Annotated in this window: 29 protein-coding genes; 19 read left to right on the forward strand and 10 right to left on the reverse strand. The window is 57.5% G+C overall.

The annotated features are described in order from the left end of the window. The first annotated feature begins 50 nt into the window (after nucleotides 1–50). From BZL43_RS03665 to rarD, 3 genes are all read left to right on the forward strand, one after another. On the forward strand, nucleotides 51–1,361 hold the full coding sequence (locus tag BZL43_RS03665) for an MFS transporter (RefSeq protein ID WP_095631042.1): 1,311 nt from the start codon (nucleotides 51–53) through the stop codon (nucleotides 1,359–1,361). A gap of 236 nt (nucleotides 1,362–1,597) precedes the next feature. Beyond that, on the forward strand, nucleotides 1,598–2,611 hold the full coding sequence (locus tag BZL43_RS03670; protein WP_095631043.1) for an aldo/keto reductase: 1,014 nt from the start codon (nucleotides 1,598–1,600) through the stop codon (nucleotides 2,609–2,611). A gap of 255 nt (nucleotides 2,612–2,866) precedes the next feature. Next, nucleotides 2,867–3,754, forward strand: coding sequence for an EamA family transporter RarD (gene rarD, locus BZL43_RS03675; RefSeq protein ID WP_095631044.1), 888 nt, complete (start codon nucleotides 2,867–2,869; stop codon nucleotides 3,752–3,754). 170 nt (nucleotides 3,755–3,924) lie between these two features. On the opposite strand, the gene hppD is transcribed toward rarD, so the two are convergent. Together hppD and BZL43_RS03685 are read right to left on the reverse strand one after the other, a co-directional pair. Continuing rightward, nucleotides 3,925–5,001 (reverse strand): 4-hydroxyphenylpyruvate dioxygenase, encoded by a 1,077-nt coding sequence (gene hppD / locus BZL43_RS03680; protein ID WP_095631045.1) that lies wholly within the window; start codon nucleotides 4,999–5,001, stop codon nucleotides 3,925–3,927. 246 nt (nucleotides 5,002–5,247) lie between these two features. Continuing rightward, nucleotides 5,248–6,195 carry a DMT family transporter gene (locus BZL43_RS03685; RefSeq protein WP_095631046.1) on the reverse strand — a complete coding sequence of 316 codons (948 nt, stop codon included), beginning with the start codon at nucleotides 6,193–6,195 and terminating at the stop codon, nucleotides 5,248–5,250. A 194-nt stretch (nucleotides 6,196–6,389) separates the two neighbouring features. Here BZL43_RS03685 and BZL43_RS03690 point away from each other — a divergent pair, with 194 nt between their 5' ends. The 3 genes from BZL43_RS03690 to BZL43_RS03700 all read left to right on the forward strand — a co-directional run bounded on the left by BZL43_RS03690 (nucleotide 6,390) and on the right by BZL43_RS03700 (nucleotide 9,490). Continuing rightward, nucleotides 6,390–7,262 carry a LysR family transcriptional regulator gene (locus tag BZL43_RS03690; protein ID WP_095631047.1) on the forward strand — a complete coding sequence of 291 codons (873 nt, stop codon included), beginning with the start codon at nucleotides 6,390–6,392 and terminating at the stop codon, nucleotides 7,260–7,262. A gap of 103 nt (nucleotides 7,263–7,365) precedes the next feature. After that, complete coding sequence (locus BZL43_RS03695) at nucleotides 7,366–8,901, forward strand: EAL domain-containing protein (protein ID WP_095631048.1); 1,536 nt, start codon at nucleotides 7,366–7,368, stop codon at nucleotides 8,899–8,901. A gap of 223 nt (nucleotides 8,902–9,124) precedes the next feature. Then, nucleotides 9,125–9,490: a histone-like nucleoid-structuring protein, MvaT/MvaU family gene (locus BZL43_RS03700; protein ID WP_008075430.1), complete on the forward strand. Its 366-nt coding sequence runs from the start codon at nucleotides 9,125–9,127 to the stop codon at nucleotides 9,488–9,490. A 172-nt stretch (nucleotides 9,491–9,662) separates the two neighbouring features. Here the strand turns inward: BZL43_RS03700 and BZL43_RS03705 are convergent, their stop codons facing one another. Next, the gene (locus BZL43_RS03705) at nucleotides 9,663–10,166 is read right to left on the reverse strand and encodes a DUF4946 domain-containing protein (RefSeq protein WP_371916199.1); all 504 of its coding nucleotides are present in this window, start codon (nucleotides 10,164–10,166) and stop codon (nucleotides 9,663–9,665) included. Between the two features lie 156 nt (nucleotides 10,167–10,322). Here BZL43_RS03705 and gloA point away from each other — a divergent pair, with 156 nt between their 5' ends. Beyond that, complete coding sequence (gloA, locus tag BZL43_RS03710) at nucleotides 10,323–10,844, forward strand: lactoylglutathione lyase (RefSeq protein ID WP_095631050.1); 522 nt, start codon at nucleotides 10,323–10,325, stop codon at nucleotides 10,842–10,844. Nucleotides 10,845–10,954: 110 nt separating this feature from the next. Here gloA and ahpF read toward each other — a convergent pair whose 3' ends face one another. The 3 genes from ahpF to BZL43_RS03725 all read right to left on the reverse strand — a co-directional run bounded on the left by ahpF (nucleotide 10,955) and on the right by BZL43_RS03725 (nucleotide 14,283). Beyond that, entirely contained in the window at nucleotides 10,955–12,517 is a 1,563-nt protein-coding gene (gene ahpF, locus BZL43_RS03715; protein ID WP_095631051.1) for an alkyl hydroperoxide reductase subunit F, read from the reverse strand. Between the two features lie 125 nt (nucleotides 12,518–12,642). After that, complete coding sequence (gene ahpC, locus BZL43_RS03720; protein WP_095631052.1) at nucleotides 12,643–13,206, reverse strand: alkyl hydroperoxide reductase subunit C; 564 nt, start codon at nucleotides 13,204–13,206, stop codon at nucleotides 12,643–12,645. 138 nt (nucleotides 13,207–13,344) lie between these two features. Beyond that, a complete protein-coding gene (locus BZL43_RS03725) occupies nucleotides 13,345–14,283 on the reverse strand; it encodes a site-specific integrase (protein ID WP_095631053.1) in 939 nt (312 codons plus the stop codon). A gap of 177 nt (nucleotides 14,284–14,460) precedes the next feature. Here BZL43_RS03725 and BZL43_RS03730 point away from each other — a divergent pair, with 177 nt between their 5' ends. Continuing rightward, a complete protein-coding gene (locus BZL43_RS03730) occupies nucleotides 14,461–15,477 on the forward strand; it encodes a DNA-binding protein (RefSeq protein WP_095631054.1) in 1,017 nt (338 codons plus the stop codon). Here BZL43_RS03730 and gorA read toward each other — a convergent pair. Both gorA and galU read right to left on the reverse strand, forming a co-directional pair. Further along, on the reverse strand, nucleotides 15,474–16,832 hold the full coding sequence (gene gorA / locus BZL43_RS03735) for a glutathione-disulfide reductase (protein WP_095631055.1): 1,359 nt from the start codon (nucleotides 16,830–16,832) through the stop codon (nucleotides 15,474–15,476). The two genes, BZL43_RS03730 and gorA, sit on opposite strands and share 4 nt — an antisense overlap. Nucleotides 16,833–16,959: 127 nt before the next feature. Next, nucleotides 16,960–17,799, reverse strand: a complete 840-nt coding sequence (gene galU / locus BZL43_RS03740; protein WP_007900040.1) for a UTP--glucose-1-phosphate uridylyltransferase GalU — start codon at nucleotides 17,797–17,799, stop codon at nucleotides 16,960–16,962. A gap of 280 nt (nucleotides 17,800–18,079) precedes the next feature. Here galU and BZL43_RS03745 point away from each other — a divergent pair, with 280 nt between their 5' ends. Beyond that, nucleotides 18,080–18,268 (forward strand): hypothetical protein, encoded by a 189-nt coding sequence (locus BZL43_RS03745; protein ID WP_095631056.1) that lies wholly within the window; start codon nucleotides 18,080–18,082, stop codon nucleotides 18,266–18,268. A 139-nt stretch (nucleotides 18,269–18,407) separates the two neighbouring features. Continuing rightward, entirely contained in the window at nucleotides 18,408–18,689 is a 282-nt protein-coding gene (locus tag BZL43_RS03750; RefSeq protein WP_095631156.1) for a hypothetical protein, read from the forward strand. Nucleotides 18,690–18,845: 156 nt separating this feature from the next. On the opposite strand, the gene BZL43_RS03755 is transcribed toward BZL43_RS03750, so the two are convergent. Then, nucleotides 18,846–19,076: a hypothetical protein gene (locus BZL43_RS03755; RefSeq protein WP_007935641.1), complete on the reverse strand. Its 231-nt coding sequence runs from the start codon at nucleotides 19,074–19,076 to the stop codon at nucleotides 18,846–18,848. Nucleotides 19,077–19,148: 72 nt separating this feature from the next. Beyond that, on the reverse strand, nucleotides 19,149–19,505 hold the full coding sequence (locus BZL43_RS03760; protein ID WP_095631057.1) for a hypothetical protein: 357 nt from the start codon (nucleotides 19,503–19,505) through the stop codon (nucleotides 19,149–19,151). Between the two features lie 212 nt (nucleotides 19,506–19,717). Here BZL43_RS03760 and BZL43_RS03765 point away from each other — a divergent pair, with 212 nt between their 5' ends. From BZL43_RS03765 to modC, 9 genes are all read left to right on the forward strand, one after another. Further along, entirely contained in the window at nucleotides 19,718–20,020 is a 303-nt protein-coding gene (locus BZL43_RS03765; RefSeq protein WP_007900033.1) for a DUF1883 domain-containing protein, read from the forward strand. Between the two features lie 29 nt (nucleotides 20,021–20,049). After that, nucleotides 20,050–20,220, forward strand: coding sequence for a hypothetical protein (locus BZL43_RS28230; protein ID WP_168185061.1), 171 nt, complete (start codon nucleotides 20,050–20,052; stop codon nucleotides 20,218–20,220). A gap of 126 nt (nucleotides 20,221–20,346) precedes the next feature. Then, nucleotides 20,347–21,057, forward strand: a complete 711-nt coding sequence (locus tag BZL43_RS03775; protein WP_095631059.1) for a 2OG-Fe(II) oxygenase — start codon at nucleotides 20,347–20,349, stop codon at nucleotides 21,055–21,057. Continuing rightward, on the forward strand, nucleotides 21,047–21,727 hold the full coding sequence (gene alkB / locus BZL43_RS03780; protein ID WP_095631060.1) for a DNA oxidative demethylase AlkB: 681 nt from the start codon (nucleotides 21,047–21,049) through the stop codon (nucleotides 21,725–21,727). The genes BZL43_RS03775 and alkB overlap by 11 nt, the downstream gene beginning before the upstream one ends. A gap of 86 nt (nucleotides 21,728–21,813) precedes the next feature. Further along, nucleotides 21,814–22,899 carry a bifunctional DNA-binding transcriptional regulator/O6-methylguanine-DNA methyltransferase Ada gene (ada, locus tag BZL43_RS03785; protein WP_095631061.1) on the forward strand — a complete coding sequence of 362 codons (1,086 nt, stop codon included), beginning with the start codon at nucleotides 21,814–21,816 and terminating at the stop codon, nucleotides 22,897–22,899. Nucleotides 22,900–23,007: 108 nt separating this feature from the next. Next, entirely contained in the window at nucleotides 23,008–24,072 is a 1,065-nt protein-coding gene (locus tag BZL43_RS03790) for a nitronate monooxygenase family protein (protein WP_095631062.1), read from the forward strand. Nucleotides 24,073–24,412: 340 nt separating this feature from the next. Continuing rightward, on the forward strand, nucleotides 24,413–25,171 hold the full coding sequence (modA, locus tag BZL43_RS03795; protein ID WP_095631063.1) for a molybdate ABC transporter substrate-binding protein: 759 nt from the start codon (nucleotides 24,413–24,415) through the stop codon (nucleotides 25,169–25,171). Then, nucleotides 25,172–25,852 carry a molybdate ABC transporter permease subunit gene (gene modB / locus BZL43_RS03800; RefSeq protein WP_095631064.1) on the forward strand — a complete coding sequence of 227 codons (681 nt, stop codon included), beginning with the start codon at nucleotides 25,172–25,174 and terminating at the stop codon, nucleotides 25,850–25,852. It begins immediately after the preceding gene. Nucleotides 25,853–25,855: 3 nt separating this feature from the next. Then, nucleotides 25,856–26,935, forward strand: a complete 1,080-nt coding sequence (gene modC, locus BZL43_RS03805; protein WP_095631065.1) for a molybdenum ABC transporter ATP-binding protein — start codon at nucleotides 25,856–25,858, stop codon at nucleotides 26,933–26,935. The last annotated feature ends 59 nt before the right edge of the window (nucleotides 26,936–26,994 follow it).

Here is a 26,994-nt window from a genome sequence, read left to right on the forward strand (position 1 = left end):
TCAACGTTACCCTTGCGTCGCAAAAAATCATAATAAAGAGAGAGCCCGCCATGTCACAGAGCGCCGCAGCTACCCTGGCCACCGCTGACGACAAACATGCCGTCTACAAGCGCATTACCCTGCGTTTGATTCCCTTCATTTTCATCTGTTACCTGTTCAATTACCTCGACCGGGTGAACGTCGGGTTCGCCAAACTGCAGATGCTCGACGCACTGAAATTCAGCGAAACCGTGTACGGCCTCGGCGCCGGGATCTTCTTCATCGGCTACGTACTCTGTGGCGTACCAAGCAACCTGGCCCTGACCAGATTCGGCCCGCGTCGCTGGATCGCGCTGATGATGATCACTTGGGGAACCCTGTCGACCTGCCTGCTATTCGTCACCACACCGACCGAGTTCTACACCCTGCGCCTGTTTACCGGTGCGGCCGAAGCCGGGTTCTTCCCGGGTGTGGTGCTTTATCTCTCGCAGTGGTTCCCGACGTTCCGTCGTGGCCGCATCATGGCGCTGTTCATGTCGGCGATCCCGGTGTCCGGTCTGCTTGGCAGTCCGTTTTCCGGCTGGATCCTCAACCACTTCGGCGCAGGCCAGGCTGGTTTGGCCGGCTGGCAGTGGATGTTCCTGCTGCAAGGCATACCGACCGTTATTCTCGGCGCCCTCGCCTACTTTCTGCTCAGCGACAGTTACGCCAACGCCAAGTGGCTGACCCCTTACGAGCGTTCGGTGCTTGAGGCCGATCACGTGCAAGACCTGGCCAGCAAACCGAAAACCGCTACCGATTCCCTGCTGGCGGTGTTCAAGAACCCGGCGATCTGGGCCTTCGGCCTGATTTATTTCTGCATTCAGAGCGGTGTCTACGCGATCAATTTCTGGTTGCCGTCGATCATCAAGAACCTGGGTTTCAGCGATAACCTGGTGATTGGTTGGCTTAGTGCGATTCCATATCTGCTGGCGGCGGTGTTCATGTTGATGGTCGGTCGTTCGGCGGACTTGCGCAAAGAACGCCGCTGGCACTTGGTGGTGCCGATGCTGATGGGTGCGGTGGGTCTGTTGATTGCGGTGAACTTCGCTGCCAACCCCGCCATTGCCATTCTCGGGCTGACCATCGCCACCATGGGCGCCCTCACCGGCCTGCCGATGTTCTGGCCCGTGCCGACCGCCATGCTCAGCGCGGGTGCGGCTGCCGGTGGGTTGGCGTTGATCAACTCCATGGGGCAGATGGCGGGTTTTCTCAGCCCGTACCTGGTGGGTTGGGTCAAGGACAGCACCGGGTCGACTGATGCGGCGCTTTATCTGCTGGCGGGCGTGATTGTTTGTGGGAGTTTGCTAGCGTTGCGCATGACGCGCACGTTGCGGGTTTAAAAGGCAAGATCAAAAGATGCTTTTGTGGCGAGGGGGCTTGCCCCCGTTGGGTCGCGAAGCGGCCCCGGCATTTCAAAGTTATACCGCATGTAATGGGTTTACGACTGCTTCGCAGCCGAACGGGGGCAAGCCCCCTCGCCACAGGGTGCCCACGAGACTGCGCAATAATTCCGATTGCTCCCGGTCCCGGTTCTGGTATTTGATTAGGGCTTTCTGACCGGTAAAAGGATTTCGTCATGAGCTATCGCACGCTGGGTCATTCGGGTTTACAGGTGTCGACCCTTACATTGGGCACCATGATGTTCGGCGAACAGACCAGCACCGAAGATTCCCTGCGAATCATCGACAAGGCCTGGGACCAGGGCATCAACTTCATCGACACCGCGGACGTGTACACCAACGGCCGCTCCGAAGAGATCGTCGGCGAAGCGATCGCCAGTCGGCGGCAGGAATGGGTACTGGCCACCAAGGTCGGCTTCGGACCGGTGGACGGAATGCCGAACCGCAGCGGCCTGAGCCGCAAGCATCTGTTCAATGGCATCGATGCCAGCCTGACGCGGTTGGGCACCGATTACCTGGACATCTATTACCTGCACCGCGAAGACCACAACACGCCGCTGGAGGTCACGGTGTCCGCCATTGGCGATTTGATCCGCCAGGGCAAGATCCGCTACTGGGGCCTGTCGAACTACCGTGGCTGGCGTATTGCCGAGGTGATTCGTGTGGCCGACAAACTCGGTGTCGACAGGCCGGTCATCAGCCAGCCGCTGTACAACATCGTCAATCGTCAGGCGGAAACCGAGCAGATCACTGCTGCGCAAAACTATGGCCTCGGTGTGGTGCCCTATAGTCCGCTCGCACGCGGCGTGCTCAGCGGCAAATACGCGCCCGACGTGACTCCGGACGCCAACAGCCGCGCGGGCCGTCAGGACAAACGCATCCTGGAAACAGAATGGCGGGTGGAGTCATTACGCATTGCCCAACAGATCCAGGAATACACCCAGGATCGTGGCGTGGGCATCGTCGAGTTCGCGATTGCCTGGGTACTGAACAATGGCGCTGTGACTTCAGCCATCGTTGGGCCTCGCACTGAGGAGCAGTGGGATGCCTACACCAAGGCGCAGGCGGTGAAGATCACGGCGCAGGACGAGGCGTTTATTGATTCGCTGGTGACACCGGGGCACGCCTCGACGCCGGGGTTCAATGACGTGAGCCATTTTGTGCCTGGGCGTAAACCGCGTACGGCTTGAGATTAATCGCGAGCAGGGCTCGCTCCCACAGGGTTTTGTGTCGATCACAATATCTGTTGGCGGTCACCGTCACTGTGGGGGGGGCTCGCCCACGAGCAGGCAAGCCAACTCCCACAGGTTGAGGATTGGTCTGCTGACTATGCTTTGGCTGAGGATCAGGCAGGATGTTGTAAATATTGATCACTCGGCCAATATTCAACACAAAAACCACGTATCCTGCGCGCCCCGTCTGACCTTCAACCTCGCGAGGACAGTTTGTCTAAAGGTATTGCTCTATCGGTTACAGCCTCGATGCTGTTCGCCGTCATGTATTACTACACATCGCTGCTCTCCCCCTTGAGCGGCGTAGAAATCTTCGGTTGGCGGATGCTGCTGACTGCGCCGTGCATGACCGTGTTCATGGTGGTGGCCGGCGAATGGGAGCGCGTGGTCGAGATTGTTCGACGGCTGGCCGGCAAGCCGCAGCTGATTGTCGGGCTGATTGGCTCTGCGGTGCTGTTGGGCCTGCAACTCTGGTTGTTCATGTGGGCACCGCTCAACGGTTATAGCCTCGACGTGTCGCTGGGGTATTTCCTGTTGCCCCTGTCCATGGTCCTGACCGGGCGAATCGTCTATGGCGAGCGCCTTTCCTATCTGCAGAAAATAGCCGTGTTCTTCGCCATCCTCGGCGTGCTCAACGAGGTGTATCAGGTGGGTGGTTTTTCCTGGGCGACCTTGCTGGTGGTGGTCGGCTATCCGATCTATTTCATCCTGCGTAAACGCCTGGCCACGGACAACCTTGGCGGGCTCTGGCTGGACATGGCCTTGATGCTGCCGGTGGCGTTCTGGTTCGTGCTGGGCGGTGAACAAGGGTTCGGCGTGTTTGATCAACATCCATGGCTGTCGCTGCTGATTCCGCTGCTCGGCGTGATCAGTGCTTCGGCGCTGGTGGTCTATATCATTGCCAGCCGTCTGCTGCCGTTCAGCCTGTTCGGGTTGTTGAGTTATGTCGAGCCGGTGCTGTTGCTCGGCGTTGCGTTACTGTTGGGCGAAAGCATCAAGGCCGGCGAATGGCTGACCTACATTCCGATCTGGTTGGCGGTGGTGGTGTTGGTGTTTGAAGGGTTCAAGCATCTGGTCCGGCAACGACGCCGGCCAATGTAATTGTAGGAGCGAGGCTTGCCCGCGAAGCTTTTAGCGTCTTCAAGGTCCCCTTCGCGGGCAAGCCTCGCTCCTACAGTGGTTTTTGCATGATCCAAAAATGGTTTTGCATGATCCAAAAAAAAGCCCGGCCAGCATTGCTGCTGACCGGGTTTTTTCACGCCTGAGCCGGGTTAATCGGTAGAGAGCACGCCCCGACGAACCTGGTCACGCTCGATGGATTCGAACAGTGCCTTGAAGTTGCCTTCGCCGAAACCATCGTCGCCTTTACGCTGGATGAATTCAAAGAACACCGGCCCCATCAGGGTTTCCGAGAAAATCTGCAACAGCAGACGTTTGTCCCCCGGTTCGGACGAACCGTCCAGCAGAATGCCCCGCGCTTGCAATTCGTTGACCGGTTCGCCGTGGTTCGGCAAACGGCCTTCGAGCATTTCGTAATAAGTGTCTGGCGGTGGCGTCATGAAACGCATGCCGATGCTTTTCAAGTGATCCCAGGTCTTGATCAGGTCATCGCTGAGGAAGGCCACGTGCTGGATGCCTTCACCGTTGAACTGCATCAGGAACTCTTCGATCTGCCCGGCGCCCTTGGACGACTCTTCGTTCAGCGGGATACGGATCATGCCGTCCGGCGCGGTCATGGCCTTGGAGGTCAGGCCGGTGTATTCGCCTTTGATGTCGAAGTAACGGATTTCACGGAAGTTGAACAGCTTCTCGTAGAAGTTGGCCCAGTAGGCCATGCGCCCGCGATACACGTTGTGGGTCAGGTGATCGATGATTTTCAGGCCGGCCCCGACCGGATTGCGGTCCACGCCTTCGATGAACACGAAGTCGATGTCGTAAATCGAACTGCCTTCACCAAAACGGTCGATCAGGTACAGCGGCGCGCCGCCAATGCCCTTGATCGCTGGAAGGTGCAGTTCCATCGGGCCGGTTTCGATGTGGATCGGCTGGGCGCCGAGTTCCAGGGCACGCTTGTAGGCCTTTTGCGAATCCTTGACCCGGAACGCCATGCCGCACACCGACGGGCCATGCTCGGCCGCGAAGTACGACGCCACACTGTTGGGCTCATTGTTGAGGATCAGGTTGATCTGGCCCTGGCGATACAGGTGCACGTCTTTGGAACGGTGGGTCGCGACCTTGGTGAAGCCCATGATCTGGAAGATCGGCTCCAGGGTGTTAGGGGTTGGCGATGCGAATTCGATGAACTCAAAGCCCATCAGGCCCATTGGGTTTTCGTATAAATCTGCCATTTTGGCGCCTCATCATTTCTTATCAATTAACCGATCGTTAGTTGCTAGCAATGCTGAGACTGGCGGGTGGCGCGCAGGAGATGCCCCGCACGCTGCGGGCGAGGAAGTCACCGTAGATCAATTGAAACCCAAAACTCTTCATTGTCGACCCAAGGCTATTACGGGCGAGGCTTCTGCTGCCAGAAGACGATTATTCTTATATGCGTAAACCGATTCTACACAGCGTAAATCAATTTGTCCGCCTTCTTATAAAATCCCCCTTTTTGCGGCTTGCGCAAGCGGTTTGTTGCACAGAAAAATCCCCGCCAGAATCAGTCCTCCGCCCAGATACATCACCGGGGTCAATTGCTCGCCCAGCAACAATGCGCCAAACAGAACGGCGGTCAGCGGGTTCAAGGCAATGAACACACCCGAACGCGTCGCACCGATTTTGCGGATGCCGTCGTAATAGCCAATATAGGCCAATGCCGAACCCAGTACGCCCAGGTACAACAGGCTCAACCATTGTTGCGTGCCGAGTTCAGCCAACGCCGCGACATTCAGCTCACCCCGCACGGCGCTGGTCACCCACAGCATCAGCGTGCCCAGCAAAATCGAGTACGTCACTGTCTGCACCGGCCCCAACGTTTGATTCAGGCCTTTGGAGAACAAGGAATAAATGCCCCAGCCGAGCACGCAGCCGAAAATCAGCAGATCGCCGATCCAGGCATCCGTACCACCGGCCAGCAATTGCGGATTACGGCTGACGATCACCAGGCTGGCGCCGGCAATGCAGATCGCAATACCGGCCACTTTTGCCCCGCTCAGTCGTTCCTTGAACAACAGCCACGACGCCAGGCCAATCACAGCCGGATTCAACGCCACGATCAACGACGCCCGTGATGCATTGATGTAGTGCAGCCCGTAAAAGAAGCACAGGTTGTAGAAGAAGATGCCGAAAAAACCCAGCAGCATCAGTTGTAGCCATTGCCCAGGATTGGGTCGCACCAAAGGCACCCGCGCCAGCAGCAAAAACAGCAGCAACGCCACGCTCGCCAGCAAGAACCGCAGGCTCGCGGCCAATAACGGGCTAAGGCTGTCGGCCAGAAATCGCCCGGCGACGAACGTCCCGCCCCAGATCATGGTGACCGCAGCCAGTTTCAAATAAACCGGTACATCAGAAGTTTTCGCAAGTGTCTGTTCGTACGTAGTCATTAAGTCTCCCCATCAGAAATCGGGTACATGGCATAACCAGTCAGTAAGCCATAACGCACCCGTAGCAGCTGCCGAGCCCGCGAGGCTGCGTTCGGCTGCGCAGCAGTCGCAAGATCAGGGATCTGCGAGACCGCCCTCGGCACATGGCGTATCATTCGACTAATGCCAGATCATCGTAAAATGAGTAAACACTCATGACTCTTACGCAACTCGAGATTTTTTCGCTGGTCGCCGAACTGCGCGGCTTCACGGCGGCGGCCCATCGCTTGGAGATTTCCCAATCCGCGGTATCCCACGCACTCAAGTCGCTGGAACAGGAGTTGGGCGTTGAACTGCTGCGCCGGCATCAGTCTCAGGTAGAGCTGAGTGACATCGGCCAGCAGCTGCTATTGCGCGCTCGGGCGATGCTCGGGTTGGCCAACACGTTGCGCCAGGAAGCGGCGGATGCCAGAGGAATGAAACGCGGCACCCTGCGCATCGGCTCGTTTGGCCCCACTTCATCGATCAAACTGCTGCCGAAAATCCTTCAGCGTTACCGCGCCGCACACCCGGGCATCGAGGTACATATCGATGAGGGGCCGGATCGCCAGGTGATCCAGTGGCTGGAAGAACGGCGTATCGATATCGGCTTCGTGGTGTTGCCCCAGGAACGTTTCGACACGTTCAGACTGATCGAGGACCAAATGGTCGCGCTGTTGCCAGCCGACCATGCGCTGGCCGGTCATGACAGCTTGAGCTTGAGCGATTTGTGCCACGACCCTTTTGTGCTGACCGAAGCCGGCTCTTCGGAACTGGTGTCGCGTTTATTCAATGCCGCGCGGTTGACGCCGAATATTCGGTATCGCTGCTCGCAGTTGCTCAGCACGCTGGACACCGTAGCCCGAGGCGATGCCCTGACCGTTGTCGCCGAAGGCTCTTTGCCTGACCACAACGACAACCGCTACGTGAGAAAACCGCTGTCGCCACCGGTCAGCCGCTTGGTCGGGCTGGCGGTGCTCGATCAGCGCCAGTCATCACCTGCGACGCTGGCCTTTATCAAACTGGCTTCGAGCCTGAATGAACATTGAACGGCATAAGTGCTGTCGGCCAACTATCATGGCTGAACGCTTCTGGAAGGGGGGTCGCCCTGCCAGCCTTTGAAAGCCTTCTTTTGTCGCGATGGATTTGCGAATGCCACTGAGCGTTAAAAGCCGCCGCAAACGCGGTACCCGGATCGTCGTGACTATTCTGAGCGCACTGCTCCCGATGGTGTTGGGGGGCGCCATTCTCTATCTGCAGGCTGAACGTACGCTCAAGCAAAGTACTGAACTGACGGGCGAAGAAGCCGTTCGCCAATTCGAGCTGATGCTCGACAACACCGCACAGGCGGCGCAAGAACTACTGCCGCTGGCCGGCCAGAATTGCGACGACGTCAAACTGGCCCTGCGTGAACAAGTCACCCGCCGACCCTTCGTGCGCTCGACCAATCTTGTATGGAATACCAACCTCTATTGCAGTTCGTTGTTCGGTGGGTACCAGGAAAAGATCAATCCCGGCGATTACACCCAAGGCAAGCTATGGCTCATGAACGGCAACCCTGTCACGCCCCATACCGCGTTGCTGGTGTATCGGCTGAGCGATGGAGACCAGGGCGCATTGACCACGCTGGACGGTTATCACCTCAGTAACGTGCTGCGCCTGATCGGTCGCAAGACATTATTGTTGTTGCAAGTCGGCCCTTACTGGTTGTCGGCCGACGGCAAGGTCCACGAAGACGCCCTGCCCACCTTGCCGGTGGCGCAGAACATACTGGCATCCTCGCGCTATCCCTTTACTGTCGCCGCAGGTTTTCCCGAAGGAGAAACCTGGCGCTACATGCGCAGTGAGTACCCGCCGCTGTTCAGTCTATTGATGTTTTTTGGTGTGGTGTCCGGCTCGATCGGACATGTGCTGCAGAAACGCTCGATGTCGCCGAGCCGTGAAATGCAGCGGGCGCTGGAGGCAGCAGAGTTCATTCCTTATTTTCAACCCGTGGTGCATGGCGCCAACAAGCAGTGGTCCGGCGCCGAAGTATTGATGCGTTGGCAACATCCCAAAGAAGGCCTTGTGCGCCCTGATCTGTTCATCCCGTTTGCCGAACATTCCGGGCTGATCGTGCCGATGACTCGCTCCCTGATGAGACAGACTGCCGTATTGCTGGCACCCTTGTCGGCCTCGTTCTCGGAGCCATTTCACATTGGCATCAACATCACCGCCAGTCACTGCCGGGATCTGGAACTGGTCGAAGACTGCCGTGAATTCCTCAGCGCTTTCGCCCCGGGCAGCATCAACCTGGTGCTGGAGCTGACTGAGCGCGAACTCATCGAGCCGACAGCCATCACTGTGCAATTGTTCGAACAGCTTCGCGGGATGGGCGTGATGGTCGCGATCGATGACTTCGGAACGGGCCACTCAAGCCTGGGTTATTTGCGTCAATTCAATGTGGACTTTCTGAAAATCGACCAGAGTTTTGTCGCCATGATTGGGGTCGACGCCCTGTCCCGGCACATTCTGGACAGCATCATCGAACTGTCGGCCAAACTCGATCTGGGTATTGTTGCCGAAGGCGTGGAAACCGTAGAACAGAGTGATTATCTGACGGCCCACGGCGTGGACTTCCTGCAAGGTTATCTGTTTGCTCGACCGATGCCCGGCGCAGACTTCATTAGCGCATTAAGTGATCGTTAACTAACCGCTCTAAGGGTCAACGTCATGAAGATGCGCACCAATAGACTACTCTTGTTACATGAAGAAAAAGTCAGGATTTACTCTTGGCCGATTAACTACTACAATTTTTCATGCCTGTGCTGAATTGGCAGGTGCGCCATTATCACCGAGTCGCTTCAAGGCTCTTGGCTTATAGCTTTGTTTGCGGTTGGTATCAGCCAAACACACTATTGGAGTAAAGATATTGTCCAGACTCGCTGAATTCCGTGCAGCTGAAAAGGCCCTTCAAGAACAGCTCAAGCAGTTGGAGTCGCTGAAAAACGATGCCGGGCTCAAGAAAGAAATCGAATTCGAAGAAAAGCTCCAGGGGCTGATGAAAACCTACGGCAAGAGCTTGCGCGACATCATCGCCATCCTCGATCCGAACCCGGCAAAATCCGGCCTGCAGCAGGCAGCAGCGCCTAAAACCCGCCGCGCTCGCGTGGTCAAGGTCTATCAGAACCCGCACACCGGTGAACTGATTGAAACCAAAGGCGGCAATCATCGCGGCCTGAAAGCCTGGAAGGAACAATACGGTGCTGCCACCGTTGATTCCTGGCTGCGAGGCTAAGCACTCGCGCTCATAAAAAAGCCCTGCAATGCAGGGCTTTTTCATGGTCCGCGTCTAAATGCAACGAAAGTCGCCGATCAACTCGTTACATATCGCCCAACTTTTTGCTAATCCCTTTGGTTATCTAAAAAATTCCGCACACGCTGAAATTTACTGATACGCAAACCTTAAACTAAAGTATCAAGCTGTTTCGAGCAGCCGCTATGTCGTCCTGACTTGCCTTATAAGCCTCTGCCTGCCCCGCGTAGGAAAGAACATAGGCCTTATCGGCGTCTACCGCGGCGACCAATGTTTGAGACAACACATGTCGACCGTTCTGCGTAATCGTGCAGGTAGTTTCCAGTGCCGATAGCCGGCTCAAGGTAGTCTGGTGAATTTTAGTGCAAACGCTCTGATACCCACTCTGAAAAAAGTCCTTTTGTACCGACTTGCGCATTTCCAGCAGCACGCCTTCCAAATTCACCTGGTGACCGGTTTCCACTTGCGTCATGGTCAACTCCATCACCATCACCGGCGTGCCGTCCTGATCATGTTTTACTGCACGTTGCCGGGATACCTGTGGCTTGGCCTCATCTTGCGCAATAGCCTCGACGGCCCACCCGCTTGGCCAGGTCACGACTGGAGCCTCTGCATAAGCAGGAGTAACAGCTGAAAGCAGACACATCAGGACGAACATCGTTTGACAGAATCGGGTCATTGCAATGGACACTCACGAATTGAGCCGTAAAGTCTGAGCCTCACCTGGCCGCCAGGCAAGCCTGCGGTTTTGGTTTGGCGATGCCGCAGCCCTTGCGTATCATTGTGACCATTCTTGGATTTTCCGGAGGGCCCCATGAGCCTGCACGAACTCAATACATTCCCCGGTGTGACCGCCCAACCCGACACCGCCACCCAGAAGTTCGTCTTCAACCACACCATGCTGCGGGTCAAGGACATTACTCAATCGCTGGATTTCTACACCCGCGTTCTGGGTTTTTCGCTGGTGGAGAAACGCGATTTCCCGGAAGCCGAATTCAGCCTGTATTTCCTGGCGCTGGTCGATAAAAACCAGATCCCGACCGATGCCGCGGCGCGCACCGAATGGATGAAGTCAATTCCCGGCATTCTTGAGCTGACTCACAACCACGGCACCGAGAACGACGCGGATTTTGCCTATCACAATGGCAACACCGACCCACGAGGCTTCGGCCATATCTGCATTTCGGTGCCGGACATTCGCGCCGCGTGCGAGCGTTTTGAAGCGCTGGGCTGCGATTTCCAGAAGCGCCTGAACGACGGTCGCATGAAAAGCCTGGCCTTCATCAAGGACCCGGACGGTTACTGGGTCGAAATCATTCAGCCTGCACCGCTGTAAGCCCCACGCACAGAAATGATCGTTCCCACGCTCTGTGTGGTAACGATCAGAGCAAGACACAAAAAAACCCCATGATCATTCATGGGGTTTTGTGTTTTCGGCGTCGGCGTTTATGCCGGCGCCGAGGTGCGAATCAAGTGATCGAATGCACTCAGGGAAGCCTTGGCGCCCTCGCCCACTGCAATCACGATCTGCTTGTACGGCACAGTGGTCACGTCACCGGCCGCGAACACGCCAGGCATCGACGTTTCACCGCGGGCATCGACGATGATCTCGCCACGCGGCGACAGCTCGATGGTGCCTTTGAGCCAGTCGGTGTTAGGCAACAGACCGATCTGCACAAAGATCCCTTCCAGCTCGACAGTGCGCAACTCGTCCGACTGACGATCCTTGTAGCGCAAGCCGTTGACCTTTTGGCCATCGCCGGTCACTTCAGTGGTTTGCGCACTGGTGATCACGGTCACATTCGGCAGGCTGTGCAACTTGCGTTGCAGCACGGCATCGGCGCGCAGTTGTACGTCGAACTCCAGCAGGGTCACGTGGGACACGATACCGGCCAGGTCGATGGCCGCTTCAACGCCGGAGTTACCGCCGCCAATCACTGCCACACGCTTGCCTTTGAACAACGGACCGTCACAGTGCGGGCAGTACGCCACGCCCTTGTTGCGGTATTGCTGTTCACCGGGAACATTCATTTCACGCCACCGGGCGCCGGTCGCCAAAATCACGGTCTTGGCTTTCAAAGAAGCGCCGCTGGCGAAATGGATTTCGTGCAGCTCGCCATTCTGGCCTGGCACCAGCTTGTCGGCGCGTTGCAGATTCATGATGTCCACGTCGTACTGCTTGACGTGTTCTTCCAGCGCCACAGCCAGTTTCGGCCCTTCGGTTTCCTGCACCGAGATGAAGTTCTCGATGGCCATGGTGTCGAGCACCTGCCCACCAAAACGTTCCGCCGCCACACCGGTGCGAATGCCTTTACGAGCAGCGTAGATCGCCGCCGAAGCACCGGCCGGGCCACCGCCGACGACCAATACATCAAAGGCTTCCTTGGCGCTGATTTTCTCGGCTTGACGCTCGATGCCGCTGGTGTCGATCTTGGCGAGAATCTCTTCCAGGCCCATGCGGCCCTGGCCGAAGTTGACGCCATTCAGGTAAATGCTTGGCACGGCCATGATCTGGCGCTCGTCGACTTCAGCCTGAAACAGCGCGCCGTCGATGGCGACGTGACGGATGTTCGGGTTCAGCACGGCCATCAGGTTCAATGCCTGGACAACGTCCGGGCAGTTCTGGCACGACAGCGAGAAGTAAGTCTCGAAGTGGAACTCGCCTTTGAGCGAGCGGATCTGTTCGATCACTTCAACGCCGGCCTTCGATGGGTGGCCGCCCACTTGCAGCAGGGCCAGCACCAAGGATGTGAATTCGTGGCCCATCGGGATACCGGCGAAACGCAGGCTGATGTCGGCTCCCGGGCGGTTGATCGAGAACGATGGTTTGCGTGCGTCGTCACCGTTGTCGAGCAACGTAATCTGGGTAGAAAGACTGGCAACGTCTTTGAGTAATGCGAGCATTTCCTGGGATTTCGCACCGTCATCGAGGGAGGCAACGATCTCGATCGGCTGGGTGACCCGTTCCAGGTACGATTTCAACTGGGCTTTAAGATTGGCGTCCAACATACGGGCGATTTCCTTTATTCGTGTCGAAAAAAAACGCCCGAGCGAATCTCGCCCGGGCGTTTTTGAGGGCGGTGCAGCTTACTTAGGAGGTGCGGAGTTCCGCCCTGGTGAAGCGCGTCACAGACTTAGATCTTGCCGACCAGGTCCAGGGACGGAGCCAGAGTGGCCTCGCCTTCTTTCCACTTGGCAGGGCAAACCTGGCCTGGGTGAGCAGCAACGTACTGAGCAGCCTTGATTTTGCGCAGCAGCTCGGAAGCATCACGACCTACACCGCCGTCGTTGAGTTCAACGATTTTGATCTGGCCTTCCGGATTGATCACGAAGGTGCCACGGTCCGCCAGACCAGCTTCTTCGATCAGCACGTCGAAGTTGCGCGAGATAGCGTGAGTAGGGTCGCCGATCATGGTGTACTGGATTTTGCCGATGGCTGGCGAAGTGTTGTGCCAGGCAGCGTGGGCAAAGTGAGTATCGGTGGAAACGCTGTAGATCTCGACGCCCAGTTTCTGGAACTCGGCGTAGTTGTCAGCCAGGTCTTCCAGTTCGGTCGGGCAAACGAAGGTGAAGTCGGCTGGGTAGAAGAACACGACAGACCACTTGCCTTTCAGGTCAGCGTCCGACACTTGTACGAAGTCGCCATTTTTGTAGGCGGTAGCTTTGAACGGTTTAACTTGGCTATTGATGATAGGCATCGTTGACTCTCCGTCAGGGGTTAAGAAGTTGATGGCGTGAATCCTAACCAGTCGATCGCCGATTGGCTCATTGGCAAACCTGATGTTGCTGATTGGTTTTCGCTATTAGCAGACAGTATTAATAGAAGAAAACGTGATCTACAGCGTCAATGGCTTTTCAGCGATGCGGGTCATCCCGATAAACGGGCTGGATTCAACATAGCGCATGGCGGACTTCATATCCTTCCAGCCCACGTAATTCATCAACGACTTCAAATCCCAACCGTTTTGATGAGCCCAGGTGGCAAACCCACGCCGTAAGGAGTGGCTGGTGTAATGCTCAGCCGCAATACCGGCGCGCTCCAGGGCCTGGCGCAACAACGGGATTACGCTGTTGGCATGCAATCCCTCCTCGCTCAAATGGCCCCAGCGGTCAATACCCCGAAATACCGGCCCGCGAACCAGCGCGGCTTCAGTGATCCATTGAATGTAGGCCTGCACCGGACACAAACGCTGCAAGGCTGGCGTCTGGTACGTCTGACCGAGGTTGTCGCGGTCGCTCTTGCTGCGAGGCAGGTAAAGGGTGATGCCTGAGCCGGCGCTGGCCCGCACATGTTCGATCTGCAGGCGACACAACTCATCGCTACGGAAACCGCGCCAAAAGCCCAGCAGGATCAACGCCGTGTCGCGCTTGGCCCGCAGCAAACCTGGTTGATCGCCTTGTTCCTTGGCGGTTTGGGCTTCCTGCTCCAGCCAGGCCACCACGTGCTCCAGCTGCTGAAGCTGCAATGGCTCGGCCTGTTTCTCCTGCGCCGGGTGCAGGGCGCGAATGCCCTTGAAAACCTTGCGCACCACCGGCGCCTTGGTGGGATCGGCAAACCCCTGACTGTTGTGCCACTGGGCCAGCGCGGACAAGCGCAACTTCAAGGTATTGATCGACAAGACGCCTGCGTAGGCCACGAGATAGCGCGCCACGCTGTCACTGGTCGCGGGCAGGAACCCGCCCCAATTGACTTCGAAATGCTCGATGGCCGCGCGATAGCTGCGACGGGTGTTGTCGCGGGTGGCGGCTTGCAGGTAGCGATCCAGCTCAGTCATGGGTCCAGCTCTCTAAAACGTACCGTTTTGGCGGATGAAACCTGGATTACAGCGCATCACACGGGGTAATACCAGTATATCCCGCATGATAAATCACGAATTTTTAACTTTTACCATATCATGGTATCGTGCATATATTAGTGGTACGTACCACAGTATCAAATCGTAGGAGTATTCATGGCACGTGGCGGCGTAAACAAGGCATTGGTGCAAGCAGCACGCTCAGCAATCCTCGCCCGGGGCGAACACCCAAGCATCGATGCAGTGCGAATCGAGATGGGCAATACCGGTTCAAAAACCACCATCCATCGCTATATGAAGGAGCTCGAGGACGGCACCGAGCCCGCACAAGCACCTTCCGAGCCTATCGACGATGAGCTGACAAGCCTGGTGTCGCGCCTGGCACAACGCCTGAAAGAACAGGCACAAGAGCCCATCGATCAGGCACGCGAACAGTTCGAGCAACAACGAAAAGAGCTGGACACCCAGCTGCACGAGGCGCACGAAACCAATACCGAATTGCAGCAGCAATACGAAATTCAAAGCCTGGCGCTGACCCAGGAATCGGCAGAACTGCAAGACGCCCGCTCCATGCTGCAAGGCGAGCAGACCCGCAACGCTGGATTGAATCAGGCGCTGGCGGATTTCGAATTACGCTTGCAGGACAAGGAGGAGCAGATTCGCTCGCTGGAAGAAAAGCACCTGCACGCTCGCGAAGCACTGGAGCACTACCGCAATGCCGTCAAAGACCAGCGCGAGCAAGAACAGCGCCGCCACGAAGGTCAGGTTCAGCAGATTCAGATGGAGTTGCGTCAGGCACAACAAAGCGCGTTGGTTCGCCAGGATGAAATCACCCAACTGCATCGCGACAACGAGCGCTTGTTGACGGAAAACCGCGGAACGTTGCGAGAGTTGAGCCTGTCGCAAGAGCAACTCAAGCACACCAACAGCCGACAGGATCAGTTGCTGGAACAGGTCAACCGTATCGACAGCGAACGCACCCTACTCCAGGAACGCTTGCGCATTGCCCTGCTGGAAAATCAGTCACTCAAGCAGAGCATCGACGAACAGTCGCATATCAACAAATCACTGGAAATTGAACTGATCAAGTTGCAGGCAAGCCTGGATGAAAGCGCGCGACTGGCCGCTGTCGTTGCGACAGGGCCAGACGCATCAGCGCGTAAGGACGATTAACTCGCGACCGGCGTGCGCATGGTGACGAACTCTTCGGCGGCAGTCGGATGCACGCCGATGGTTTCGTCGAAGTCACGCTTGGTCGCGCCCGCCTTCAGCGCAATTGCCAATCCCTGGACAATTTCGCCAGCCTCCGGACCGACCATGTGGCAGCCCAGGACCTTATCGGTCTTGGCGTCCACCACCAGCTTCATCAAGGTGCGTTCCTGGCACTCGGTCAGGGTCAGCTTCATCGGCCGGAAACGGCTTTCGAAGATCACTACCTCGTGCCCGGCTTCTCGCGCCTCTTCTTCGGTCAGGCCGACAGTGCCGATGTTCGGCAAGCTGAACACGGCGGTCGGGATCATCTTGTAATCCACCGGGCGATATTGCTCGGGCTTGAACAAGCGCCGCGCCACTGCCATGCCTTCGGCCAGCGCGACCGGCGTCAATTGCACACGACCGATCACGTCACCGAGAGCCAGGATCGATGGCTCTGCGGTTTGATACAGCTCATCAACCTCGACAAAACCTTTCTGGTCGAGTTTGACGCCAGTGTTTTCCAGCCCCAGATTATCGAGCATCGGACGCCGGCCAGTGGCATAGAACACACAATCCGCCTCCAGCTTACGACCGTCCTTGAGCGTAGCTATCAGGCTGCCATCGGCTTGCTTGTCGATGCGCTCGATGTCGGCATTGAATTGCAGGCCCATGCCGCGCTTGGTCAGCTCTTCCTGCAAATGCTTGCGCACCGCACCATCGAAGCCGCGCAGAAACAGATCACCGCGATACAACAGGGTGGTTTCAGCGCCCAGCCCGTGGAAAATCCCGGCAAACTCCACCGCAATATAACCACCACCCACCACCAGAACGCGTTTGGGCAACTCTTTAAGGAAGAACGCCTGGTTGGAACTGATCGCGTGCTCGTGCCCCGGAATCTGCGGGATCTGCGGCCAGCCACCGGTAGCGATCAGGATATTTTGGGCGGTGTAGTGTTTGCCATCGAACTCGACGGTATGTGGATCGACGATTTTCGCGTGGCCTTCATGCAAGGTCACGCCGCTGTTGACCAGCAGGTTGCGATAGATGCCGTTCAGGCGATTGATTTCGCGATCCTTGTTGGCGATCAACGTCGCCCAATCGAACTTCGCCTCGCCCGGGGTCCAGCCGAAGCCTTGCGATTGCTCGAAGTCTTCGGCGAAGTGCGCACCGTAGACCAGCAATTTTTTCGGCACGCAACCGACGTTTACACACGTACCGCCCAGGTAGCGGCTCTCGGCCACGGCGACTTTCGCGCCGAAACCGGCCGCAAACCGCGCAGCCCGCACACCGCCGGAACCGGCGCCAATCACATACAGGTCAAAATCGTAGGCCATTTCTATCTCCTCGGCAGGCCACCAGCATACCTGCGGGCGGCCGTTGGGCAAACGTTGCAAACTATTTGGGGGCCGGAAAATGAAAAAGCCACCCGAAGGTGGCTTTTCAATACAAGCTCAGGCGCTATCAGTAGGCCTTGCCCGTCTTGTAGAAGTTCTCGAAGCAGAAGTTGGTCGCGTCGATGTAGCCTTCGGCGCCACCGCAGTCGAAACGCTTGCCTTTGAACTTGTAGGCCATGACACAGCCGTTCTGTGCCTGCTTCATCAGGGCGTCGGTGATCTGGATTTCGCCGCCCTTGCCTGGTTCGGTCTGTTCGATCAGGTCGAAGATGTCCGGGGTCAGGATGTAACGGCCGATGATCGCCAGGTTCGACGGTGCATCTTCAGGCTTTGGTTTTTCAACCATGCTGTGAACGCGGTAGATGTCGTCGCGGATCATCTCACCGGCAATCACACCGTACTTGTGCGTTTCTTGCGGGTCGACTTCCTGAATGGCAACGATCGAGCAGCGGAACTGCTTGTACAGCTTGACCATTTGGGTCAGTACACCGTCGCCTTCCAGGTTTACGCACAGGTCATCCGCCAGTACTACGGCAAACGGTTCGTCGCCGATCAGTGGGCGGCCCGTCAGAATCGCGTGGCCCAAGCCTTTCATTTCGGTCTGGCGAGTGTAGGAGAACGAGCACTCGTCGAGCAGTTTGCGGATACCGACCAGGTATTTCTCTTTGTCGGTGCCCTTGATCTGGTTTTCCAGCTCGTAGCTGATATCGAAGTGGTCTTCCAGAGCACGCTTGCCACGACCGGTGACGATGGAGATTTCGGTCAACCCGGCGTCCAGTGCTTCTTCAACGCCGTACTGGATCAGTGGCTTGTTTACCACCGGCAGCATTTCTTTGGGCATGGCTTTAGTCGCTGGCAGGAAGCGAGTACCGTAACCGGCTGCTGGGAACAAGCATTTCTTGATCATATAAGTCCTTGAAAGGGCTGTGTGTACGAGTTTCGGCGCAGTCTAATCAGGCGGCGTGCACCTTACAATGCCCCGCGCTGGCTAACCGATGCCATCATAGAGAAATATTCTGATGGATAGTTCCGCAGATACATTGCACAACCTCTTATAGATAGCAGAGATCGGCAGATCCGTGCGGCCTCATCGCAAAGGCAATTGGCCCCACCCTACACGCATCGGCACCCGTTGAGGGCATTTGGCGCTATCATTGCGCGATTGAACCAGCCAGCGAGGCAGATAGATGTCGGCAGCAAAAAGCGTTAACGGGTACCTGATCAATCAGGCAAAAGACGGCCAGTGGTGGGTAGACAGCGTCGGCGGCGAGAATATTGCCGGGCCTTTCCCTACACAAGCGTTGGCGATTGAGGTGGCATCGGTGCTGCAAGATCAACCCGCAGGCCCCAAGCGGCGCGGCAAGGACAAGCCTTGAGCTGAACCTGACACGACGCAGCCCTGCCTTTGCGCAGGGCTTTTTTGTGATTGTCCGCAACGAAGTGGCCATTCGCTACAATCTTTCGATGCCGCCGCTGTCACAGCCTTTAGCCTCCATCACCGACGACCACCACGACATGAATAAATTTTTGCCACTGATTGCAGTCCTGGCCCTGAGCGGCTGCGCCACGTCCGAAACCACTTACCTGAAAAATGGCGAACAAGGCCTGAGCATCGACTGCTCCGGGGAAGCCAACGACTGGGCCACCTGCTACGAAAAAGCCGATGCCTCTTGCGCTGGCACCGGTTATCGAATTGTCGGTACCGACGGCACACCTGCGCTTCAGGAAAGCGACAAGACCTTGGGCGTTGACGTCGGCAATTATAAAAACCGCAGTGTGGTAGTGGTCTGCAAGTAGGGCTCCCAATGTCGAGAAACTTGAGCTACGCAAATCCTGTAGGAGCGAGGCTTGCCCGCGAAGAACGATGACGCGTAATACCTGAAAAACCGTGGTGCATTCTTCGCGGGCAAGTCGGATCGCCGCACCGCTCGCTCCTACAGGGTTCTCGCTGCCCTACATATGGATTTCGGCGAATTTGATCCCAAGCCCGCGCACGGTCTCGATCAAATCGTCGAGGCGACTGAAAGACTCGACTTCATCGTTATCATCCACCAGGAAAAAACTGCGCCCGGCGCTTTTCTTGAAAAACACGATCCACTCCCCCGGGTTTGCCGGGTTCTGAATCACGTGGGTGGCAGAGATATGACCCTCTGCATGGCGCTCGCGCACCTGCTCTCGCTTCATGCTTGACTCCAGAAATGACAATGCCGTCAAAGCGCGACTTTGACGGCATCGATGCTGACGAGGGGTAGTTTATCAGCCGGATATGCAAGCAGTGGCGGCATTGCGCACATCCCATGGGCGCAACGGCACATTGGAAATGCGTTCATGCAGCTTGATGCTGCTGCCGCCAGAGCGGTCTTCAATTTCAAATACCGCGGCCGGCCCTGACGAGAACTTTTGCGGCACGATAACTCGCACGCTTTCCTTGTGCGGCTCGATTTGCAGGGCTCCACGGCTATCGGCGAGCTTTCCGACCAGGCATTGGGCGTACTCATGGGGATTCTTGCCTGATATCACGCTCATCGTGGGCAGTGTCTCATTGATGTCCGAGACACTCGCACATCCACCCACTGCCAACGCCAACGGCCCGACCAGCACTCCCCACTTCATACAGAACCTCCGATAAAGACCTTCCGACAGCTCAAATGCTGGTTTTCTCCGAGGCTCACTGCTTTTATCGCTCATAGAATTCCGTATAACTGTTTTAAATTGTCAAAGCGCACCACGAGAGCCGGATAATAACCTGTTCGGGCTGATAAACTGCGTCAATCGCCCATGCTATCGTTTTGATTTTGTAGAAAAAGCCCTTCTGGAGGCGCCCCATGAAATTTATCCACCAGCGCGAGCACCTCAACGAAGACGACATCGTCGTCATTCAATGCTCCCAAATGTGCAACATCCGCTTGATGAACGACGCCAACTTCCGCAGCTTCAAAAATGGCGGCCGTCATACTTATCACGGCGGCGCATTCGACACCTTCCCGGCCCGCATCACCGCGCCAAGCACCGGCTTCTGGAACATCACTATCGACACGGTCAACCGCCGGCCGATCAGCGTCACCCGCAAGCCGACCCTGACGCACTCGATCAAAATCATCCGCCGCTCCAGCTCGAAATTGAGCTGAGCCCACCCCGAAAACAGGCAGGTATGACCGTGGCCCAAACGACCAAATACGTCATCAAATACAAACTCAACGGCGAGCGCCGCTTTGAATTCGCTCAACTGGAAAACGGCACGCAAGAAGAAGCCAAGGCGGCCCTCGACGTCATTCATGGCCAGACTGAAGATGTCATCAGCGAGATCAGCGTGAGCAAAGCGTTGTAATGCGATCTGGAGCGACAACATGGACGTCTGCTCCCCTTTCGAATTAGACCGCAAGCGACGGAGTGCCCGCTCCCGCCACGCTCACTAAACTGGCCGCCTCGACCTTATGGTCAAGGAGTCAGAACCTTGTTTACCGACCCGATTCATTACGATGCCATCGACTGGGCCAGGCTTGAGCAGCAACTCGACCAGGATGGCTGCGCCCTAATCCGGTCGTTTTTAGACCATCGGACTTGCGATGAAATAAGCACCCTGTACGACCGACCCGAGCCCTTTCGCTCGAAAGTGGTGATGGCTCGCCACGGCTTTGGCCAAGGCGAATACAAGTATTTCACGTATCCGCTGCCGAAGCCGGTGGCCCGGTTGCGTAGCGCGCTCTACCCTCGACTGGTACCTATCGCCAATCGCTGGTACGAATCCATGGGCCTGCCGACCCGTTTTCCCGAATCGCACGAAGCGTTTTTGCAACGCTGTCATGCCGCCGGTCAGGAACGCCCGACACCTTTGTTGCTGCAATACGGCCCGCTGGATTACAACTGTTTGCATCAGGATCTGTACGGCGAACACGTCTTCCCGCTGCAAGTGGCGATTCTTCTGTCAGAACCGGGACAAGACTTTACCGGCGGCGAATTTGTGCTGACTGAACAACGCCCACGGATGCAGTCGCGCCCGCAAGTCATCGGCCTGAAGAAAGGCGACGCGTTGATTTTTGCCGTGAATCAACGCCCGGTAAAAGGTGTCCGCGGCTATTACCGGGTAACGATGCGTCATGGCGTAAGTCGCCTGCACAGCGGAAAACGGCATACCCTTGGAATCATCTTTCACGATGCGTTATGACCCCATGAGCCCGATTACCCTCGATTTGTTTGCCAACGCCGAACCCGAGCAACAACCCAGACGCGAGCAAATCGGCGAACAATCCTACGTGCTTAGAGGCTTCGCCCTGCCCTGGCTCGACCGGTTGCTGCCGGCACTGGAGGCAATTCTGGCAGCAGCCCCTTTTCGGCAGATGGTCACGCCCGGCGGCTTTACCATGTCAGTGGCGCTGAGCAGTTGCGGCACCTGGGGCTGGACCACCGACCGCAGCGGCTATAAATACACCCGTAACGATCCGCAGACCGGCGCGCCCTGGCCTGAAATGCCCGAGGTGTTTTTTGAACTGGCCCAAGCAGCGGCGCGAGAAGCAGGGTTTATCGATTTCGTACCGGATTCCTGCCTGATCAACCGCTATATTCCCGGTGCCAGAATGTCGTTGCATCAGGACAAAGACGAAGGTTCCTACGCGGCGCCCATCGTTTCGGTGTCCTTGGGGTTGCCGGCGACGTTTCTGTTTGGTGGCTTTGAACGCAGCGCCAAAAGCCAACGCGTGTCGCTGCTGCATGGGGACATCGTGGTCTGGGGCGGCGTCGACCGTTTGCGTTATCACGGCGTATTGCCGATCAAGCAGGGTTATCACCCTCAGTTGGGCGAACAACGGATCAACTTCACCTTTCGTACGGCTGGATGAAACCGTTGAATTCAACCGCAAGACCCGGAGTGTGACGTCTCTGTCGGCTGATTAATCTGCATTAAACGGTCAACGGACATGAAGCCATGACAACTCAATCGACAACAATCGCTACCGAGAACGATCCTCGCTGGGCTGCCGTGGTCGCACGCGATTCCCGCGCCGACGGCCAGTTTGTGTATGCGGTGAAAACCACCGGTATCTATTGCAACCCCAGCAGCCTGGCGCGCTTGCCGAAGCCGCAGAATGTCGAGTTCTTCGACACCGCCGAGCAAGCTCAGGCAGCGGGTTATCGCCCCAGCAAACGGGCCGCGAAAGATCAAAGCGACGTCGCCGCACAACACGCCACGACGGTGGCCGCTGCATGCCGCCACATCGAATCCGCCGAGACGCTGCCGGCGCTGAATGAACTGGCGCAGGCCGCCGGCCTGAGCAGTTTCCACTTCCATCGTGTGTTCAAATCTATCACCGGCCTGACGCCCAAGGGTTACGCCACCGCCCATCGCTCACGCAAGGTTCGCGAGCGTTTGGCGGATGGCGGTACGGTCACCGATGCGCTGTATGACGCCGGATTCAACTCCAACAGTCGTTTCTATGAAGCCGCGGATCAAGTGCTGGGCATGAAGCCCGGCGATTACCGTGCGGCCGGGCAGAACAACGACATTCGTTTTGCCGTTGGCCAGTGTTCTCTGGGAGCGATTCTGGTGGCGCAAAGTGAACGCGGCGTCTGCGCGATTCTGTTGGGGGACGACCCGCATCAATTGGTCTGTGACCTGCAGGACAAGTTTCGGCGCGCCAACCTGATTGGCGCCGATCATGAGTTCGAACAGCTGATCGCTAAAGTGGTGGGCTTTATCGAGGCCCCGGCCCTGGGCCTGGACTTGCCGCTGGATGTACGCGGCACGGCGTTTCAGGAGCGGGTGTGGCAAGCCCTGCGGGACATTCCCGCTGGCCGCACCGCCAGTTATGCCGATATCGCTCAGCGCATCGGCGCACCGAAAGCCGTGCGCGCCGTGGCCCAGGCCTGTGGTGCGAATAGCCTGGCGGTGGCAATCCCTTGTCATCGCGTGGTGCGCAGCGACGGCAACCTGTCGGGCTATCGCTGGGGTGTGGAGCGCAAGCGTCAGTTGCTGGAACGTGAAAACGTGGCTGAGCCCTGGATGCAAAGATAGACCACACATCGCCGCAGCCGACTTTAAGCCAATCTTCAAACTCGACTGGCCTTGCGTCAGTCATTACTGATACAAATTCGCTTCTACCGACGTCGGAGAACACTGCACATGAGTCAATGGCCAGACACCCGCATTCTTGATTTGCTCGGGATCGAACTGCCGATCATCCAGGCTCCCATGGCCGGCGCGACGACGTCAGCCATGGTGATTGCGGTGAGCAACGCTGGCGGCCTGGGCTCGATGCCCGCCGCGATGTTGAGTATTGAGCAACTGCGTGAAGAGCTGAGGACGATTCGCCAACACACCCGGGGCCCGCTCAACGTCAATTTCTTTTGCCATCAACCTCCACTGCCCGATGAGCAACGCGCCCGGGACTGGAAGAATCTGCTGGAACCGTATTACCGGGAATTGGGTGTCGATTTCGACGCGCCGACGCCAGTGTCCAATCGTGCACCGTTCGATCATGCAGCCTGCGAAGTCCTCGAAGAATTTCGTCCTGAAGTGGTGAGTTTTCACTTCGGCTTGCCGGCAAAGTCCCTGCTGGATCGGGTAAAGGCTACCGGGGCGAAAATTCTCTCTTCGGCGACCACCGTCGAAGAAGCCATCTGGCTGGAACAACATGGCTGCGACGCGATCATCGCCATGGGTTACGAGGCCGGCGGTCACCGGGGGATGTTCCTCAGTGATGACCTGAGCAGCCAGGTAGGAACCTTTGCCCTGGTGCCGCAAATCGTCGATGCGGTGAACGTGCCGGTGATTGCGGCGGGCGGGATTGGAGATGCGCGGGGCGTGGCGGCGGCTTTTCTGTTGGGTGCTTCGGCGGTCCAGGTGGGTACGGCTTATTTGTTCACGCCGGAGGCCAAGGTCAGCGCGTCTCATCACAAGGCGTTGCGCACGGCCAAGGAAAGCGAAACGGCGCTGACCAACCTGTTCACCGGGCGCCCGGCGCGCGGGATTCTCAATCGGGTGATGCGTGAACTGGGGCCGATGTGTGACAAGGCGCCGGCCTTTCCCCTGGCGGGTGGCGCGTTGATGCCGTTGCGGGCCAAAGGAGAAGCGGATTTCAGCAATCTATGGGCTGGGCAGGCGTTTACGTTGGGGGTTGAAATGACTTCGGCAGAGCTGACCCGGCGGTTGGCGGATGAGGCGCTGGCCAAATTGACTCACTGCTAAACATTGTGGCGAGGTTGATGACTGTGGTGAGGGGGCTTGCCCCCGTTGGGTGCGAAGCGGCCCCGTAGATTTTTTGCGAGTGCTACGCACTCGAACGGGGGCAAGCCCCCTCGCCACAGGCAAGCCCCCTCGCCACAGGCAAACCCCTTCACCACAGGCAAGTCCCTTCACCAGAGGCAAGCCTCTCACCAGAGAGAAGTTCCTTGATCATAAGCAAGCCTCTCTCTACAGCCCCTTCATCACAGCTGAGCTCTTCACGCCGCTAGAAAGTTCCGTTTACAGGCCATTCGCTATATATTCCGCTATATAGCGTTTCACTCGCCTGCCACGGAGCCGCTCCATGTTCATTCCTGCCTCACGTATTGCCCCCGCGTGTCTGATCGCTGTGTTTGTTTTCGGCTCCGTTCGGGCGGATGAAGTCCAGGTCGCTGTTGCCGCCAACTTTACTGCGCCAATCCGAACCATCGCGGCTAATTTCGAGAAAGATACCGGGCATAAACTGGTCACCTCCTTTGGGGCAACCGGCCAGTTCTATACCCAGATCAAGAACGGTGCGCCGTTCGAAGTGTTCCTCTCGGCAGACGGCGCCACTGCGCAAAAACTCGAGGCCGAAGGCGACACGGTCAAAGGCTCGCGCTTCACCTACGCTGTCGGCACCCTGGCGCTGTGGTCGGCCAGGGACGGTTATGTCGACGCCCAGGGCAAGGTGCTGAGCGAAAAACAGTATCAGCATCTGTCCATCGCCAATCCGAAAGCCGCCCCGTATGGCCTGGCTGCCACTCAAGTGCTGGCCAGGCAGGGCCTGACCGACAAGGTCAAAGACAAGCTGGTCGAAGGCCAGAACATCACCCAGGCTTACCAGTTCGTTTCCACTGGCAATGCCGAACTCGGTTTTGTGGCCTTGTCGCAGATTTACAAAGACGGCAAAGTCACCAGCGGTTCGGCCTGGATCGTTCCGGCCGATCTGCATGATCCGATCAAACAAGACGCGGTGATCCTCAATAAGGGCAAGGACAACCCCGCCGCCAAGGCACTGGTTGATTACCTCAAAGGCCCAAAAGCCGCCGCCGTCATCAAATCCTACGGTTACCAACTCTAAATGACGCTATCGAGTGCCGACTATTCAGCAATCTGGCTGACCCTGAAACTGGCGTCCCTGACGACTGCGATACTGTTGGTCATCGGCACTCCGATTGCGTTATGGCTGTCGCGTACCCGGTCCTGGCTGCGCGGCCCTATCGGAGCAATCGTTGCCCTGCCCTTGGTGCTGCCGCCGACAGTGATCGGTTTCTACTTGTTGCTGGCGCTCGGTCCAAACGGCTGGATCGGTCAATTTACCCAATCGCTGGGCCTCGGCACCCTCACCTTCAGTTTTGCGGGGCTGGTGATCGGCTCGGTGCTGTACTCGATGCCGTTCGTGGTCCAACCCCTGCAAAATGCTTTTGCCGCCATCGGCACTCGCCCACTGGAAGTGGCTGCAACCTTGCGGGCCAATCCCCGGGATACGTTCTTCAGCGTAGTGGTGCCGTTGGCCCGTCCCGGCTTCATCACGGCGGCCATTCTCGGTTTCGCCCACACCGTCGGCGAGTTCGGCGTCGTGCTGATGATTGGCGGCAACATTCCCGACAAGACCCGCGTGGTCTCGGTGCAGATCTACGATCACGTCGAAGCCCTGGAATATGCCCAGGCTCATTGGCTGGCCGGGGCGATGCTGGTGTTCTCGTTTGTGGTATTGCTGGCGCTCTACTCCAGCCGTAAAACCAAAGCGGTCTGGAGCTGATCGATGATTCATGCGCGCCTGAAACTCAATTATTCGGGATTCTCCCTGGATGTCGCCCTGCAACTGCCCGGCCGAGGGGTGACGGCGCTTTACGGCCATTCCGGCTCGGGCAAAACCACGTGCCTGCGCTGCATCGCCGGGCTGGAACGCGCCGAGCAGGGTTTTGTTCAGGTCAACGATGAAGTCTGGCAGGACAGCGACAAACGGATTTTCGTCCCGCCGCATAAGCGCGCCCTGGGTTATGTTTTCCAGGAAGCCAGCCTGTTCCCACATTTATCGGTGCGGGGCAATCTTGAATTCGGTCTCAAGCGCATTCCTCGCCAACAGCGGCGGGTCGACGTGGCCCATGCCACTGAGTTGCTGGGGATCGGCCATTTGCTGGAGCGCGATCCGCAGAACCTTTCTGGCGGCGAGCGCCAGCGGATCGGCATCGCTCGCGCCCTGCTCACCAGCCCGAAACTATTGTTGATGGACGAACCGCTGGCGGCGCTCGATACCCAGCGTAAAAACGAAATCCTGCCGTACCTGCAACGGCTGCATGACGAACTGGATATTCCCGTGCTGTACGTCAGCCATTCCCAGGATGAAGTCGCGCGGCTTGCCGACCACCTCGTTCTGCTCAGCAACGGCAAGGCTTTGGCCAGCGGCGCCATCGGCGAAACCCTGGCCCGGCTCGATCTGCCGCTGGCGCTGGGCGACGATGCCGGCGTGGTGATCGAAGGGCATGTCAGAACCTATGACGCTGACTATCAGTTGTTGACCTTGCAGCTGCCCAACACGGACCTGAGTATTCGGGTTGCCCATTCATCGATGGCCGAGGGCCAGGCACTGCGCTGCAAGGTCCAGGCGCGGGATGTCAGCCTGAGTCTGCAAGGCGTGGAGCAAAGCAGCATTCTCAATCGCCTGCCGGTCACAGTGATCAGTGAAATCGCTGCCGATAACGCCGCCCACGTGCTGATCCGCCTGAACGCGGCGGGCACACCACTGCTGGCGCGAATTACCCGTTATTCCCGGGATCAACTGGGCGTACATCCCGGGCAGCAACTTTGGGCGCAAATCAAAGCGGTGGCGGTTCTGGCCTGAATCCGTCGGCACCCCGACGATGGCGCGTGGTCAATGGCTTAACGCCCCCATGATTCGTC

Origin of the sequence: Pseudomonas sp. PICF141, from assembly GCF_002286815.1 — a bacterium.
Lineage (GTDB): Bacteria > Pseudomonadota > Gammaproteobacteria > Pseudomonadales > Pseudomonadaceae > Aquipseudomonas.